We start from the raw sequence: 17,010 nt of genomic DNA, 5'->3' as shown, positions 1-17,010 counted from the left end.
AATGGGATGACCCATAAAAATATACAGGAGGCCTGATAAAATGGCAATCGTTTCAGCAGAAAAATTTGTCCAAGCAGCTCGTGACAACGGTTATGCAGTTGGTGGATTTAACACAAACAACCTTGAGTGGACTCAAGCTATCTTGCGCGCAGCAGAAGCTAAAAAAGCTCCAGTTTTGATCCAAACTTCAATGGGTGCTGCTAAATACATGGGTGGTTACAAAGTTGCTCGCAACTTGATCGCTAACCTTGTTGAATCAATGGGTATCACTGTACCAGTAGCTATCCACCTTGACCACGGTCACTACGAAGATGCACTTGAGTGTATCGAAGTTGGTTACACTTCAATCATGTTTGACGGTTCACACCTTCCAGTTGAAGAAAACCTTAAATTGGCTAAAGAAGTTGTTGAAAAAGCACACGCTAAAGGTATCTCAGTAGAAGCTGAAGTTGGTACTATCGGTGGTGAAGAAGACGGAATCATCGGTAAAGGTGAATTGGCTCCAATCGAAGACGCTAAAGCAATGGTTGAAACTGGTATCGACTTCTTGGCAGCTGGTATCGGTAACATCCACGGTCCTTACCCAGCTAACTGGGAAGGTCTTGACCTTGACCACTTGCAAAAATTGACAGAAGCTCTTCCTGGATTCCCAATCGTATTGCACGGTGGATCAGGTATTCCTGATGAGCAAATCCAAGCAGCTATCAAACTTGGTGTTGCGAAAGTTAACGTTAACACTGAATGCCAAATCGCATTCGCTAACGCAACTCGTAAATTTGCTCGTGACTACGAAGCAAACGAAGCAGAATACGACAAGAAAAAACTCTTCGACCCACGTAAATTCTTGGCTGACGGTGTAAAAGCTATCCAAGCATCAGTTGAAGAACGTATCGACGTATTCGGTTCAGAAGGTAAAGCTTAATCTAGCTGAATAATACAGAGAAAACCTGCCCATTGGGTGGGTTTTTTGTGTTTGCCTTTATAGAGGATATACTTAAGACTACTACATCCAAAGTTGCTAAACGAATGTAATTTTTTACAATGATTCTAAGATTACCCTTAGCGAACGAATATAACAGCTTTACACCTGTTTTCAAAGGAAATCACTGTCTTTCCCAAAGTAAATTGGAACACCTAATTTTTAGGAATACAGAGTAGCTAAATTAATGATAGAACTTTCATTCAAAATAACAATATGATTTTTCTAGTTTCGTGATTTAAGTATTAAAAGTATCCAAATAGATAAGGGAGATAAAAAAATAATAATAAAAACCAATAATAGTTGACTTTTTTAAAATAAAATCTTAAAATAAGACTATAAATTTCAAAGAGGTGTTCTATGGAAAATTTACCAACCCAAATCTTTAAGTTTGCTCAAGTATTTTCAACAAGTCGCAAGAAAGATATTGAGAAAATATTTTATGATAATGAGTTTGAAACTAAGAATAGTCTACCAATTTTAACTTGGGATTTTATTTATCGTGATATTGTAAACACCGCCAAAGTAAATGGTTTAATATCACCCACTATGTATATGGGCGCTCTGTGGACGGCAAGAGGAGTAATTATTGAGGGTGTCCTATATGTTTTTATGATGAAGAAAAGATTTGAAGATGTAACTAATAAATACGAAAAGCATCACTATCTTACTTGTATAGCACGTGCGAAAAATTCTCATTTAAATGGAAAAGAAGACGGTAAACTATCCATTGAATTATTTAATGACCTGGATGATGATAGGTTGAGTGATTCACAAATTGAACAAGCGAAGAAATTATTGGGAGATCATTATAATTCGATTGATGAGATTAGGGTTGTTACCTTTGATAAAAAAACTAAAGAGGTGATTGTTAATCAGGTAAATGCCTTTTGTGAATTTATTGATGCTGTAAATATCACAGAATTTGATTTTACAAAACTTGAAGAAGATGGACGTGGAAATAATCCTGAAAAACCTCTTGTTGCATTGAAATCTGACCTACAGAAACAATTGGAGTCACAAAAGCATGTTAGTCTTCCTGTTGAAAAGAAGGAAGAGAATACTAAATTATAATATTTTATATAAAATAGGAGTAAATAATGCTTCAGATTAGTTTTAATGGTGCTCGCTTAAAAGAGGCAAGACTTTTTAACAAAAAAAGTATTACTCAGATTGCAGAGTTTTTAAACGTTTCAAAACAAATGGTTTCTAAATATGAAAAAGGACGAGCAACGCCAAGTGAAGAATCGTTAGAAATATTGGAAAAGAAATTAAAGTTTCCGAGAGATTTCTTTTTTGGAAATGATAATTTTAGCTTAAGTTCTACAGGCACATTTTTTAGAAGTCGTTACACAGCGACTCAAACAGAAAAAATGCCTGCAGAAATAAATAAAAACTATGTTGCTTTAATAAGAGATTATTTGGGAGAATTTATTGATTTTCCAAATCTTGACTGGGGTCTTTCTGGTTTAGACTATACTCCACAAGAATACGCAAGCTACATAAGAGAGAAATGGGAACTTGGAGATAGACCAATTGATAACTTGTCGTTGTTGATGGAAGAAAAAGGTTTTGTTATTTCTAGAATAGACACTCAGAGTGATAAAGTTGATGCTTTTGGTTCAGCTGTTAAAGTAAATAATAATGAGTATTATGTTGTTATGTTAGAAGGGACAGAGTATTCATTTTATCGTCAGCAGTTTAGTTTAGCTCATGAATTAGGACATTGGTTAATGCATGAAAATTGTAAGTCGCCTCAAGACATGGGAGCAATTGAATATAAGCAAATGGAAGACGAAGCGAATGAGTTTGCGGCTGAATTTCTATTGCCAAAGGATTCGTTTAAAGCTTCTATCATTGGGCATGAAAATGATCTAGAGTACTACAGGTATCTAAAAAGAATTTGGCAAGTTTCAATTAGTATGATGATAATGCGTGCTAAGTCATTGAATATCATAGATTCTAATGAGTATACAAACTTGTATAAGAAACTTAGTTACAGAGGTTGGAGAAAAAATGAGCCCTTAGATTCAACAAAATTGATTAGCAATCCTCTATCTTTAAAACAGTCAGTAGAGCTATTAGTGGAAAATAGAATTGTGATGGACATATCTGCTGATATTTATAGAGTATACAATAAATTGTTGCCTAATTTTTTAATTGAGGATTTATGCAGCTTAGAGGCAGGATATCTTGATGAACTGAATGATAGGTATCCAAATATTATTAGTCTTACTAAAGGAAGAATAAGAAGAACATAGAATAATCCGAAGCATAATATGTGATTAAACATTTGTAGGGATTGTAGAATTAGGAGAACTATGGATATTGGTATTCGTGCTGATGGAATGACTACATCAGACTTTGAAAATTTTGCCATTGAGATTGCAAAGAAAAAATTTGAAAATAAGAGTTTACATGGATTTAAGGAAGGGAGAGATGACGGTATTGATGGAATCGATGATATCAAATCTCCTACTCTTATTATTCAAGCTAAGCGTTGGCAGATAAATAAAAATAATACTACTGCTGTAAAATTATTGAAAGAAGAAATTGATAAGATTGCTCAAACTAAGGAAAAATATGGTTGGGAAACTGATTTCAATTACGTTATTGTTACAAGTATGGGGTTATCTCCTGCGGGTTTAAAGGAGATTCGTGAATACGCAGATAAAATAATCCCCAATGCAATTCCGACTGACGATTATATTATTTTCTCTTCTACGTTAACAACTTTTTCTCAGCAGGAAGAATATAGAGATATTTTTATAAATTATGGATTACTGGAAAAAGATATCTCCAATATTTTGAGGAGTGAAAGATTGAAATGGGTAGAATCAGAATCTCAGAATTATTTTTCAGATTTGGATTTAAAATACTTTGTTGAAACTCATTTTCTAGGGGAAGCCTATCATACTCTACAAAGGGAACATATTGTATTAATTCAAGGACCAGCGGGAATTGGAAAAACAACAACTTGTTCAATGCTTGGCAATTTATTTCTAAATAATAATGAAAATACTTTTGATATCATTATGCGTAGAGTAGAAGATATTAATGAAGTTCTTAGATTATATAATGAAAATTATCGAGATAATGAGGATAGAAATCTTTTTGTGGTTTTTGATGATTTCTTAGGACGTAATAAATTTGATGTTGGAGAGAGGATATTGCAAGATATAAGAAAATTATATTTAGCCTCCACTAATACTAAAAACCTTTTTATTTGTTTAAACTCTCGAACTCAAATTCTTCAAGAAGCAACATTAACGAATTCTGAATTTCAAAAACTAATTGATGAAAAATTTACAGAGAAAAGAAGATTTATCATTGATTTGGATAAATACTCTGATATAGACAAAGCTTATATTTTTAGGAAAGTATTTGAACGGAAGTTACACTACCTTGAAAGTGGTGATAAAATAGAACTTGTAGAAAAATATAATAGTCTTATTGGAAGAGATTGGAAAAGAATTATACGTCATCGAAATTATTTTCCTAGGTTAGTAGAATTGATAGCAAGGAATTTTAAGGAATCTAAAGAAAATTTTTATGATTATGTAGTATATTATCTTAATCATCCTATTCAACTTTATAATAGTTTATTTTGCAATCTGGAAGATGAAGAAAAATTTTTGTTATTTTCTTTATTACAATTCGATGTTTATCCTGTTGAGGAAGAGTGGTTAATAAATTCACTTTATACTTTGGAACTTAATCCGACGTTTGACTTTAAGAAATCTTTAAGGAAACTAGATGGTTCATGGCTTACCTTTACGAAAGAAAGTTTGGATGATAAAAGTAAGGTGGATTTTTTAAACCCAAGTATTATTGACTTTTTAAATGATAAGTCAAAAGAGTATCCCAAAATAACTGAAAAAATAACTCAGAATTCTATTTACCTCCACCAATTATGTAAAGGTTGTAACAGCCACGTACTGAGTAACTTAAATAATTCACAGGCTTTATTTTTCACTAGACTACTAGATGATTGGGAAAACTTTAAAGATAAAGATGATTTTATTGGAGAAAAAATCCTAGCTATTATTTGTTTAAAAAAATTTTCAAAATTTAAAGATAACTTTTTAGAATTATTGAGAATATATGATGGAAGAAATAATTTAAAAAGTTATAGGGATGGATGGAATAATATCATCACTCAGATTTATTATTCTGATAATATAGCAATCGAAAGAATGTTCCTCAATATTCTTGATGATAAGAGAGTCGTGGATAAAATAATAAATAGTCCTTATCTTGATTCAGAAGAACTAGATGACATGTTAGATACAATAAACAGTATAATTGATGAGGTGAGTATAGAAGATGAAGACTATCAAGATGCTTCGTTAAGAGATATGTATTGTTATACCATTTTTAGACAGAAAAAAATTGAATTGCTTCAAGATTATTTAGATAGTAGAGATTCTTTGGAAGAAGAAGATGTTGACTTTATTAATGATCCTAACGGTTTTGATATAGATTTGGAAGTAAAAGGGCAAGTTTCAGAGTTTAAAGAAAAGTTAACTGAAAAGTTAACAGGTGACTTTCAATGGGATGATATTGCAATAGAAAAGTTTGATTATTCAAATTTACAATACCATCTTGAAGAGTACTTGCAATCGAAATATGATGATTTTTTATATGAAGTTGAATCCTATGATAGATGGAGAGATTCTCAACTGGAAGAAAGGGTGACATTAGAAAGTATTTTAAACAAACCACTGTTATAGTTTAGAAAGTAAGGTGCTAGACTAATCTCAGAAGTCACTAAAATCCTACAGATACACCCTATTTTTGGTACAATAATATTCTGAAAAACTAAAATAATGTGGTATTTGCTTTTTAGTTTCATTCTTGTGTTTCAGTCTCCATATTTGTATTTCACAAAATCAGTTTACAAAAGGAAAATGAATTACAGACATCTATCGGTCAAAAATTCGTAGTTAATAAACATCAAATGAATGTCTATGATATCAGAAAAAACGATTTTACTTAGTTCACACGGGAATTTGATAGGAATACTACTACATCACTTTGATTCCAGTTTTGATTATGAAAAATGGGAGCAGATGACCTTTCCAGATTGTTTTCTAATTGATAGAAATGGGATTGTGAAAAGAATTATGAAAGATTAGTTCTTTGATTAAATAGTGAATCATATTGATCAAAATAGTTTGCTTTTTACAACTCGTAACCTGCCCATCAGGCAGGTTTTTTGGTGTTTTAAGGAGACTATTAAGCCAGAATTTTGGACTAATACTCTTCGAAAATTAAATTCAAACCACGTCAGCTTCACCTTGCCGTACTCAAGTACAGACTGCGGTTAGCTTCCTAGTTTGCTCTTTGATTCTCATTGAGTATAAAAATATCTCTTTAAGAGAAAAATTTTCAATTCCATAAACTTTGGGCAAACGCTTGCATTCTAGTTTTTATTGGACTATAATAGGTTGGTATAAGGCCTTCTGTAATAATATTGAGAAGGTGTAGAAAGTAAGGATTTAGATATTTGTAGTCAAAAATACAATGTTGCTATTCCTTGCGATAGGGAGAGATTTATGGCAATGATAGAAGTGGAACATCTTCAGAAAAATTTTGTGAAGACAGTGAAGGAGCCGGGGTTAAAGGGAGCTTTGCGCTCCTTTATTCATCCTGAAAAGCAGACCTTTGAAGCGGTCAAGGATTTGACCTTTGAGGTACCAAAGGGGCAGATTTTAGGATTTATCGGGGCTAATGGTGCTGGGAAGTCGACAACCATTAAAATGCTGACAGGGATTTTGAAACCGACATCTGGTTTTTGTCGGATCAATGGCAAGATTCCTCAGGATAATCGCCAAGATTATGTCAAGGATATTGGGGTTGTTTTTGGGCAAAGAACCCAGCTATGGTGGGATTTGGCACTGCAAGAGACTTACACAGTCTTGAAGGAAATTTACGATGTGCCAGACTCTCTTTTCCATAAGCGCATGGATTTTTTGAATGAAGTTTTGGATTTGAAGGACTTTATCAAGGACCCTGTGCGAACTCTTTCACTGGGACAACGGATGAGGGCGGATATTGCAGCTTCCTTGCTCCACAATCCCAAGGTTCTCTTTTTAGATGAGCCGACCATTGGTTTGGATGTTTCGGTCAAGGATAACATTCGTCGGGCCATTACCCAAATCAATCAGGAAGAAGAAACAACCATTCTTTTGACGACTCACGATCTGAGTGATATTGAGCAGCTCTGTAATCGGATTTTCATGATTGACAAGGGGCAGGAGATTTTTGATGGAACGGTGAGTCAGCTCAAGGAGACCTTTGGCAAGATGAAGACTCTATCCTTTGAATTGGTGCCAGGGCAAAGTCATCTCGCTTCTCACTATGAAGGCTTGCCTGATATGACCGTTGATAGACAAGGAAATAGTCTCAATATTGAATTTGATAGTTCCCGCTACCAGTCGGCGGACATTATCAAGCAAACCCTGTCTGATTTTGACATCCGAGATTTGAAGATGGTGGATACGGATATCGAGGACATTATCCGTCGCTTCTACCGAAAGGAGCTCTAAGATGGTCAAATTGTTGAGACGTTATAAACCCTTTATCAATGCAGGGATTCAGGAGTTGATTACCTATCGAGTCAATTTTCTTCTCTATCGGATTGGTGATGTGATGGGAGCATTTGTGGCTTTCTATCTCTGGAAGGCAGTCTTTGATTCCTCGCAGGAGTCCTTGATTCAGGGCTTCAGCATGGCAGATATCACCCTTTACATCATCATGAGTTTTGTGACTAATCTGTTGACCAAGTCAGATTCGTCTTTTATGATTGGGGAGGAGGTAAAGGATGGCTCTATCATCATGCGTTTGTTGCGACCAGTGCATTTTGCGGCCTCTTATCTCTTCACTGAACTTGGTTCCAAGTGGTTGATTTTTATATCTGTTGGACTGCCATTTTTAAGTGTCATTGTTTTGATGAAAGTCTTATCGGGGCAAGGTATTGTAGAAGTGCTGGGCTTAACTGTTCTATATCTTTTTAGCTTAACGCTAGCCTACCTGATTAACTTTTTCTTTAATATCTGCTTTGGATTTTCTGCCTTTGTGTTTAAAAATCTTTGGGGTTCCAACCTACTTAAGACTTCAATAGTGGCCTTTATGTCTGGAAGTTTGATTCCCTTGGCTTTCTTTCCAAAGGTTGTTTCAGATATTCTGTCCTTCCTGCCTTTTTCATCCTTGATTTACACTCCGGTCATGATTATCGTTGGGAAATACGATGCCAATCAGATTCTTCAGGCGCTCGCTTTGCAGTTTTTCTGGCTCTTAGTGATGGTGGGCTTGTCTCAGTTGATTTGGAAACGAGTCCAGTCATTCATTACCATTCAGGGAGGTTAGTATGAAAAAATATCAACGCATGCATCTGATTTTTATCAGACAATACATCAAGCAAATCATGGAATACAAGGTGGATTTTGTAGTTGGTGTTCTGGGAGTTTTTCTGACCCAAGGCTTGAACCTCTTGTTTCTCAATGTCATCTTTCAACACATCCCATCCCTAGAAGGTTGGACTTTTCAAGAAATTGCTTTTATCTATGGATTTTCCTTGGTTCCCAAGGGACTGGACCATCTCTTTTTTGACAATCTCTGGGCACTGGGACAACGCTTGGTGCGAAAAGGGGAGTTTGACAAGTATTTGACACGTCCTATCAATCCTCTCTTTCATATTCTAGTTGAGACTTTTCAGATTGATGCCTTGGGAGAACTCTTGGTTGGTGGGATCCTACTAGCGACAACGGTATCTAGCATTGCTTGGACTCTTCCAAAATTCCTACTTTTCCTAGTCTGCATTCCTTTTGCGACCTTGATTTATACTTCCTTGAAGATAGCGACAGCCAGCATCGCTTTTTGGACCAAGCAGTCAGGAGCAATGATTTACATTTTTTATATGTTTAATGATTTTGCCAAGTATCCCATTTCCATTTACAATTCAGTCCTTCGATGGTTGATTAGCTTTATCGTGCCATTTGCCTTTACGGCCTACTATCCTGCCAGCTATTTCTTGCAGGACAAGGATGTAATCTTTAACATCGGAGGTTTGATGTTGATTTCTCTGGTTTTCTTTGTCATTTCCCTTAAACTTTGGGATAGGGGCTTGGATGCCTACGAAAGTGCAGGTTCGTAAATAATAGAATACCAAAGCCTTGTCTCAGGACAGGCTTTTTCTAATAGAGATGAAAAATTCTTGACACCTATTCTTAGAGTGCTATACTTTAAGTGTAATAGCCGATTTAGCTCATACTCTTCGAAAATCAAATTCAAACCACGTCAGCTTCCATCTGCAACCTCAAAACAGTGTTTTGAGCTGACTTCGTCAGTTCTATCTACAACCTAAAAGCAGTGCTTTTAGCAACCTGCGGCTAGCTTCCTAGTTTGTTTTTTGATTTTCATTGAGTATTAGTTGCTAGAGCAAGACACTCATAAAGCCTAGGTTATAGGTAGATAAACGACTGAAGATTTGAAAAATTAGATATGTAGAAAAATAACCGTTAAGCCAAGTTCTTAGCGGTTTTTTATATTATTTAATAGCGCTGATATTTCATCAATGATGTTTGACTTTGTGATTTTAGTAGTGGTTCAACTTGATTCCTACTATTTTTGATTATGTGAATGTGCTTATAATGTATCCCAGTTAACTACGAATTTTTTTGACTTAACCTTATTTTTAATACCTATTAAAAAATAAATTAATGCATGTTAATTTTTCTTGACTTAAATTTTTTTAATTGATATACTATTTTCAGAGAGTTAACAATTATATATAAATGCACTACTCTATGTCCTAGATAATACTTAGTAAAACTTTTTATAACAAAGGCTAGCAAAGTTAAAGTTTTCTATCTATTGGAAGTTAAATAAATATGTAAGGAATTAAAATGAAAAAAAGTACAGTATTGTCATTAACCACAGCTGCAGTTATTTTAGCAGCATATGTCCCTAATGAGGTAGTTTTAGCAGACACATCTAGCTCTGAAGATGCTTTAAATATCTCTGATAAAGAAAAAGTAGTAGTAGATAAGGAAACAGAGAATAAAGAGAAACATGAAGATATTCATAATGCTATAGAAACTTCAAAGGATACTGAAGATAAGAAAACAACAGTTATTGAGGAAAAAGAAGTTGTTAGTAAAGAATCTGTGATAGACAATAAAACTAACAACGAAAAAGCAACAAGCAAAAAAGAAGATTCCAATCAATCTCAAGGAGATAATGCAGACTCGTCTGCAAGTAAAGCCCCAGAAAGTCCCAAAAAAGAGGATAAACTTGTCTATATTGCTGAATTTAAAGATAAAGAATCTGGAGAAAAAGCAATCAAGGAATTATCCAATCTTAAGGATACAAAAGTTTTATATACTTATGATACAGTTTTTAATGGTGTTGCAATAGAAACAACTCCAGATAATCTGGACAAAATTAAACTAATAGAAGGTATCTCATCGGTTGAACGATCACAAAAAGTCCAGCCAATGATGAATCATGCCAGAAAGGAAATTGGAGTTGAAGAGGCTATAGATTACCTAAAATCTATCAATGCTCCATTTGGGAAAAACTTTGATGGTCGGGGTATGGTCATTTCAAACATCGATACTGGGACAGATTATAGGCATAAGGCTATGAGAATCGATGATGATGCCAAAGACTCAATGAGATTTAAAAAAGAAGACTTAAAAGGTACTGATAAAAATTTCTGGTTGAGTGATAAAATCCCTCATGCTTTCAATTATTATAATGGTGGTAAAATCACTGTAGAAAAAGCTGATGATGGAAGCGATTATTTTGATCCACATGGAATGCATATTGCAGGGATTCTTGCGGGAAATGATACTGAAAAAGATATTAAAAACTTTAACGGAATAGATGGAATTGCTCCTAATGCACAGATCTTCTCTTATAAAATGTACTCTGACGCAGGATCTGGCTTCGCAGGAGATGAAACAATGTTTCATGCGATTGAAGATTCGATCAAACACAATGTCGATGTTGTTTCGGTATCATCTGGCTTTACAGGAACAGGTCTTGTAGGTGAGAAATATTGGGAAGCTATTAGAGCGTTAAGAAAAGCAGGCATTCCAATGGTTGTAGCTACGGGTAACTATGCGACTTCTGCTTCAAGTTCTTCATGGGATTTAGTGGCAAATAATAATCTGAAAATGACCGACACTGGAAATGTAACACGAACTGCAGCACATGAAGATGCGATAGCAGTCGCATCTGCTAAAAATCAAACAGTTGAGTTTGATAAAGTTAACATAGGTGGAGAAAATTTTAAATACAGAAATATAGGGGCCTTTTTCGATAAGAATAAAATCACAACAAATGAAGATGGATCAAAAGCTCCTGATAAATTGAAATTTGTATATATAGGCAAGGGTCAAGACCAAGATTTGATAGGATTGGATCTTAGAGGCAAAATTGCAGTAATGGATCGAATTTATACCAAGGATTTAAAAAATTCTTTTAAAAGAGCTACGGATAAGGGCGCACGTGGCATTATGGTTGTAAATACTGTAAATTACTACAATAGAGATAATTGGACAGAGCTCCCAGCTATGGGATATGAGGAGGATGAAGGAACTACTAGTCAAGTATTTTCAATTTCAGGAGATGATGGTGTAAAGCTATGGAACATGATTAACCCTGATAAAAAAACTGAGATTAAAAGGAATAATAAAGAAGATTTTAAAGATAAATTGGAGCAATACTATCCAATTGATATGGCAAGCTATAATTCTAATAAACCGAATGTAGGTGACGAAAAAGAGATTGACTTTAAGTTTGCACCTGACACAGACAAAGAATTGTATAAAGAAGATATCATAGTTCCAGCAGGATCCACATCTTGGGGACCGAGAACAGATTTGCTTTTAAAGCCTGATGTCTCAGCACCAGGTAAAAATATTAAATCTACTCTCAATGTCATTAATGGGAAATCAACTTATGGTTATATGTCAGGGACTAGTATGGCAACTCCAATCGTGGCAGCTTCTACTGTTTTGATTAGACCAAAGTTAAAGGAAATGCTTGAAAGACCTGCCTTGAAAAATCTTAAGGGAGATGACAAAATAGACCTTACAAGTCTTACAAAAATTGCCCTACAAAATACTGCACGGCCTATGATGGACGCAACGTCTTGGAAAGAAAAAAGTCAATACTTTGCATCACCTAGACAACAGGGAGCAGGGCTAATTAATGTGGCCAATGCTTTGAGAAATGAGGTTGTAGCTACTTTTAAAAACACGGATTCTAAAGGTTTGGTAAACTCTTATGGTTCTGTTTCTCTTAAAGAAATAAAAGGAGATAAAAAATACTTTACAATTAAGCTTCACAATACATCAAACAGACCTTTAACCTTTAAAGTTTCAGCATCAGCGGTAACTACAGATGCTCTAACTGATAGACTAAAACTGGATGAAACATACAAAGATGAAAAATCTCCAGATGGTAAGCAAATTGTTCCAGAAATCCACCCAGAAAAAATCAAAGGAGCAAATATCACATTTGAGCATGACACCTTCACTATAAGCCCAAATTCTAGCTTTGATTTGAATGCGGTTATAAATGTTGGAGAGGCTAAAAACAAAAATAAATTTGTAGAATCATTTATTCATTTTGAATCAGTGGAAGAAATGGAAGCTCTAAACTCTAACGGGAAGAAAATAAACTTCCAACCTTCTTTATCGATGCCTCTAATGGGATTTGCTGGGAATTGGAACCATGAACCAATCCTTGATAAATGGGCCTGGGAAGAAGGTTCAAAATCAAAAACAATGGAAGGTTATGATGATGATGGTAAACCAAAAATTCCAGGAACCTTAAATAAGGGAATTGGTGGAGAACATGGTATAGATAAATTTAATCCAGCAGGAGTTATACAAAATAGAAAAGATAAAAATACAACATCCCTAGATCAAAATCCAGAATTATTTGCTTTCAATAACGAAGGGATCAACGCACCATCATCAAGTGGTTCTAATATTGCTAAAATTTATCCTTTAGATTCAAATGGAAATCCTCAAGATGCTCAACTTGAGAGAGGATTAACACCTTCTCCACTTGTATTAAGAAGTGCAGAAGAAGGATTGATTTCAATAGTAAATACAAATAAAGAGGGAGAAAATCAAAAAGACTTAAAAGTCATTTCGAGAGAACACTTTATTAAAGGAATTTTAAATTCTAAGAGAAATGATGCAAAGGGAATCAAATCTTCAAAACTAAAAGTTTGGGGTGACTTGAAGTGGGATGGACTCATCTATAACCCTAGAGGTAGAGAAGAAAATGCACCAGAAAGTAAGAATAACCAAGATCCTGCTACTAAGATAAGAGGTCAATTTGAACCAATTGCAGAAGGTCAATATTTCTATAAATTTAAATATAGATTAACTAAAGATTATCCATGGCAGGTTTCCTATATTCCTGTAAAAATTGATAACACAGCCCCTAAGATTGTTTCGATTGATTTTTCAAATCCTGAAAAAATTAAGCTGATTACAAAGGATACTTATCACAAGGTAAAAGAGCAATACAAGAATGAAACGCTATTTGCGAGAGATCAAAAAGAACATCCTGAAAAATTTGACGAGATTGCAAACGAAGTTTGGTATGCTGGCGCCGCTCTTGTTAATGAAGATGGAGAGGTTGAGAAAAATCTTGAAGTAACTTATGCAGGTGAGGGTCAAGGAAGAAATAGAAAACTTGACAAAGACGGAAATACCATTTATGAAATTAATGGTGCAGGAGATTTAAGAGGAAAAATCATTGAAGTCATTGCATTAGATGGCTCTAGCAATTTCACAAAGATTCATAGAATTAAATTTGCTAATCATGCTGATGAAAAGGGGATGATTTCCTACTATCTAGTAGATCCTGATCAAGATTCATCTAACTACCAAAAGCTTGGCGAGATTGCCGAATCTAAATTTAAAAATTTAGAAAATAGAAAAGAGGATAGTCTTAAAAAAGATACAAATGAGGAAGAAAATCATCAAGACAATGAAGAGTCTATCGAAGAAAAATCTAGCTTGACTATTCATAAAACGATTTCAACAATTAGAGATTTTGAAAGTAAAGACTTGAAGAAACTCATTAAAAAGAAATTTAGAGAAATTGATGACTTTACAAGTGAAACTGGTAAGAGGACAGAAGAATATGATTATAAATACGATGATAAGGGAAATATCATTGCTTATGACGATGGTAGCGCCTTAGAATATGAAACTGAAAAACTTGACGAAATCAAATCAAAAATTTATGGTGTTCTAAGTCCGTCTAAAAATGGACACTTTGAAATTCTTGGAAAGATAAGTAATGTTTCTAAAAATGCCAAGGTATATTATGGTAATAACTATAAATCGATAGAAATCAAAACGACCAAGTATGATTCCCGCTCAAAAACGATGACATTTGATTTATACGCTAATATTAATGATATTGTGGATGGATTAGCTTTTTCAGGAGATATGAGATTCTTTGTTAAAGATGATGATCAGATAAAAGCTGAAACGAAGATTAGAATGCCTGAAAAAAATAAGGAAACTAAGACAGAATATCCGTATGCATCAAGTTATGGGAATGTAATAGAATTAGGAGAAGGAGATCTTTCAAAAAACAAACCAAACAATTTAACGGACATGGAATCTGGTAAAATCTATGCTGATTCAGAAAAACAACAATATCTGTTAAAAGATAACATTATTCTAAGAAAAGGCTATGCACTAAAAGTGACTACCTATAATCCTGGAAAAACGGATATGTTAGAAGGAAATGGAGTCTATAACAAGGAAGATATAGCAAAAATCCAAAAGACCAATCCTAATCTAAGAGTCCTTTCAGAAAAAATAATTTATGCTGATAGTAGAAATGTTGAAGATGGAAGAAGTATTCAATCAGTATTAATGTCGGCTTTGGACGGCTTTAACATTGTAAGATATCAAGTCTTTAACTTTAAAATGAATGACAAAGGGGAGGCAATCGATAAAGATGGAAATCTTGTGACAGATTCTTCTAAACTTGTATTATTTGGTAAGAATGGTAAAGAGTACACTGGAGAGGATAAGTCCAATGTAGAAGCTATAAAAGAAGATGGTTCTACGTTATTTATTGATGCAAAACCAGTAAATCTTTCAATGGACAAGAACTACTTTAATCCATCTAAATCTAATAAAATTTATGTACGAAATCCAGAATTCCATTTAAGAGGTAAGATTTCTGATAAGGGTGGTTTTAACTGGGAGTTGAGAGTTAATGAATCGGTTGTAGATAATTATTTAATCTATGGAGATTTACACATTGATAACACTAGAGATTTTAACATTAAGCTTAATGTTAAAGACGGTGACATCATGGACTGGGGAATGAAAGACTATAAAGCAAACGGATTCCCAGATAAGGTAACAGATATGGATGGAAATGTTTATCTTCAAACTGGCTATAGCGATTTGAATGCGAAAGCGGTTGGAGTACACTATCAATTTTTATATGATAATGTTAAACCAGAAGTAAACATTGATCCTAAGGGAAATACTAGTATTGAATATGCTGACGGAAAATCTGTTGTCTTTAACATCAATGATAAAAGAAATAATGGATTCGATGGTGAGATTCAAGACAAACATATTTATGTAAATGGAAAAGAATACAAATCATTTGATGATATTAAACAACTAACAGATAAGACACTAAATATTAAGATTATTGTAAAAGATTTTGCAAGAAATACGACCGTAAAAGAATTCATTTTAAACAAAGATACGGGAGAGGTGAGCGAACTAAAACCTCATACGGTGACTGTGACCATTAAAAATGGAAAAGAAATGAGTTCAACGATAGTGTCGGAGGAAGATTTCATTTTACCTGTCTATAAGGGTGAATTAGAAAAAGGCTATCAATTTGATGGTTGGGAAGTTTCTGGTTTCGAAGGGAAAAAAGATGCTGGTTATGTTATTAATCTATCAAAAGATACCCTTATAAAACCTGTATTCAAGAAAATAGAGGAGAAAAAGGAAGAGGAAAATAAACCTACTTTTGATGTATCCAAAAAGAAAGATAACCCACAGGCAAATTCTAGTCAATTAGATGAAAGTCACAGAAAAGAGGATTTACAAAGAGAAAATCATTCACACAAATCTGATTCAACTAAAGATGTCAAAACTACAGTTCCTGTACAAGTAAATTATAGTCAATTAGATGAAAGTCAAAGATCTGATTCAACTAAGGATGTTACAGCTACAGTTCCTGATAAAAATGATAAAAGCTTTGAAAATAAGAAGGAAGTTTATCTTAATGAACCAGAGAGTATAGCTAATAAACATACCAATATCGATAGTAAGTCTGATACTAACAATTCTGATAGATTGCCAAAAACCGGGACAGTTAGAGAAGGTCTTACACCATTTATTGCTGGAATATTGTTTATAGTAGGAGCACTTCTTGGATTGAAGAAAAAAGATCAAGATTAAGACAAAATCTATAGAAAAAATGTTTATGTGTTGAGATTAGATACTGTGATGGTTAAACAGTTTGCTGACAATTACTATTTATAAATGAATTATGTAGTTCAGTGTGATATTTTTCTAATGCGAATGAAAATTTTTGATAGATATTCTAAGCTGTTTCTAAAGATTTGGTCCTAGGTTTGATTATTGCAATCTATATTGGAAGTAAATCAAAGAAAAATTAAAAAATTTTAAGTATTAGTTTAAGAGTAATTATCGCAAGTTTGTTTATAAGAAGAAGGAAGTATGTTTTCTTTCTTAAACTAGAAACAACTTAAAATCAATTTATATAGAATAAAACTGATTGGGAAACCAGTCAGTTTTATGTATTAACAGTATGTCGTCAATGTAGTTAAAAAATTAATTATAACTTTATTAATTATATTGAGAAAACTAGTAAATGATGGTATGATAATAAGTAAGGTTTGAAAAGTTTGTATGATGAATTCTAGTTAGAATTGCTTTATGTGAATTAGTTGATATGATTTATAAAGAGGAGAAATTTTC

At 33.8% G+C, this 17,010-nt stretch carries 8 protein-coding genes and 1 pseudogene; all 9 read left to right on the top strand.

Annotation, left to right across the window (positions count from 1 at the left end):
* Window positions 1-40: 40 nt before the first annotated feature.
* Window positions 41-922, top strand: coding sequence for a class II fructose-bisphosphate aldolase (locus N8M95_RS06625; RefSeq protein WP_001019001.1), 882 nt, complete (start codon window positions 41-43; stop codon window positions 920-922).
* Between the two features lie 417 nt (window positions 923-1,339).
* Window positions 1,340-2,053 (top strand): DUF5986 family protein, encoded by a 714-nt coding sequence (locus tag N8M95_RS06620; protein WP_261116845.1) that lies wholly within the window; start codon window positions 1,340-1,342, stop codon window positions 2,051-2,053.
* A gap of 26 nt (window positions 2,054-2,079) precedes the next feature.
* A complete protein-coding gene (locus tag N8M95_RS06615; protein WP_261116844.1) occupies window positions 2,080-3,240 on the top strand; it encodes an XRE family transcriptional regulator in 1,161 nt (386 codons plus the stop codon).
* 60 nt (window positions 3,241-3,300) lie between these two features.
* Complete coding sequence (locus N8M95_RS06610) at window positions 3,301-5,712, top strand: ATP-binding protein (protein WP_261116843.1); 2,412 nt, start codon at window positions 3,301-3,303, stop codon at window positions 5,710-5,712.
* A 243-nt stretch (window positions 5,713-5,955) separates the two neighbouring features.
* Window positions 5,956-6,117 (top strand): annotated as a pseudogene (locus N8M95_RS06605) (phosphoglycerate mutase); the annotation flags it as partial.
* Between the two features lie 420 nt (window positions 6,118-6,537).
* Window positions 6,538-7,530, top strand: coding sequence for an ABC transporter ATP-binding protein (locus N8M95_RS06600; RefSeq protein WP_084924010.1), 993 nt, complete (start codon window positions 6,538-6,540; stop codon window positions 7,528-7,530).
* 1 nt (window position 7,531) lies between these two features.
* A complete protein-coding gene (locus N8M95_RS06595; protein WP_261116842.1) occupies window positions 7,532-8,350 on the top strand; it encodes an ABC transporter permease in 819 nt (272 codons plus the stop codon).
* A 1-nt stretch (window position 8,351) separates the two neighbouring features.
* Entirely contained in the window at window positions 8,352-9,137 is a 786-nt protein-coding gene (locus N8M95_RS06590; RefSeq protein WP_000760744.1) for an ABC transporter permease, read from the top strand.
* 751 nt (window positions 9,138-9,888) lie between these two features.
* Window positions 9,889-16,467, top strand: coding sequence for a S8 family serine peptidase (locus tag N8M95_RS06585; protein WP_261116841.1), 6,579 nt, complete (start codon window positions 9,889-9,891; stop codon window positions 16,465-16,467).
* Window positions 16,468-17,010 lie beyond the last annotated feature (543 nt).

It is taken from the genome of Streptococcus mitis (assembly GCF_946190325.1).
Lineage (GTDB): Bacteria > Bacillota > Bacilli > Lactobacillales > Streptococcaceae > Streptococcus > Streptococcus mitis_CF.
Note: the sequence above shows the minus strand (reverse complement) of the source record. Positions and strands in the feature narration are given on the sequence as shown.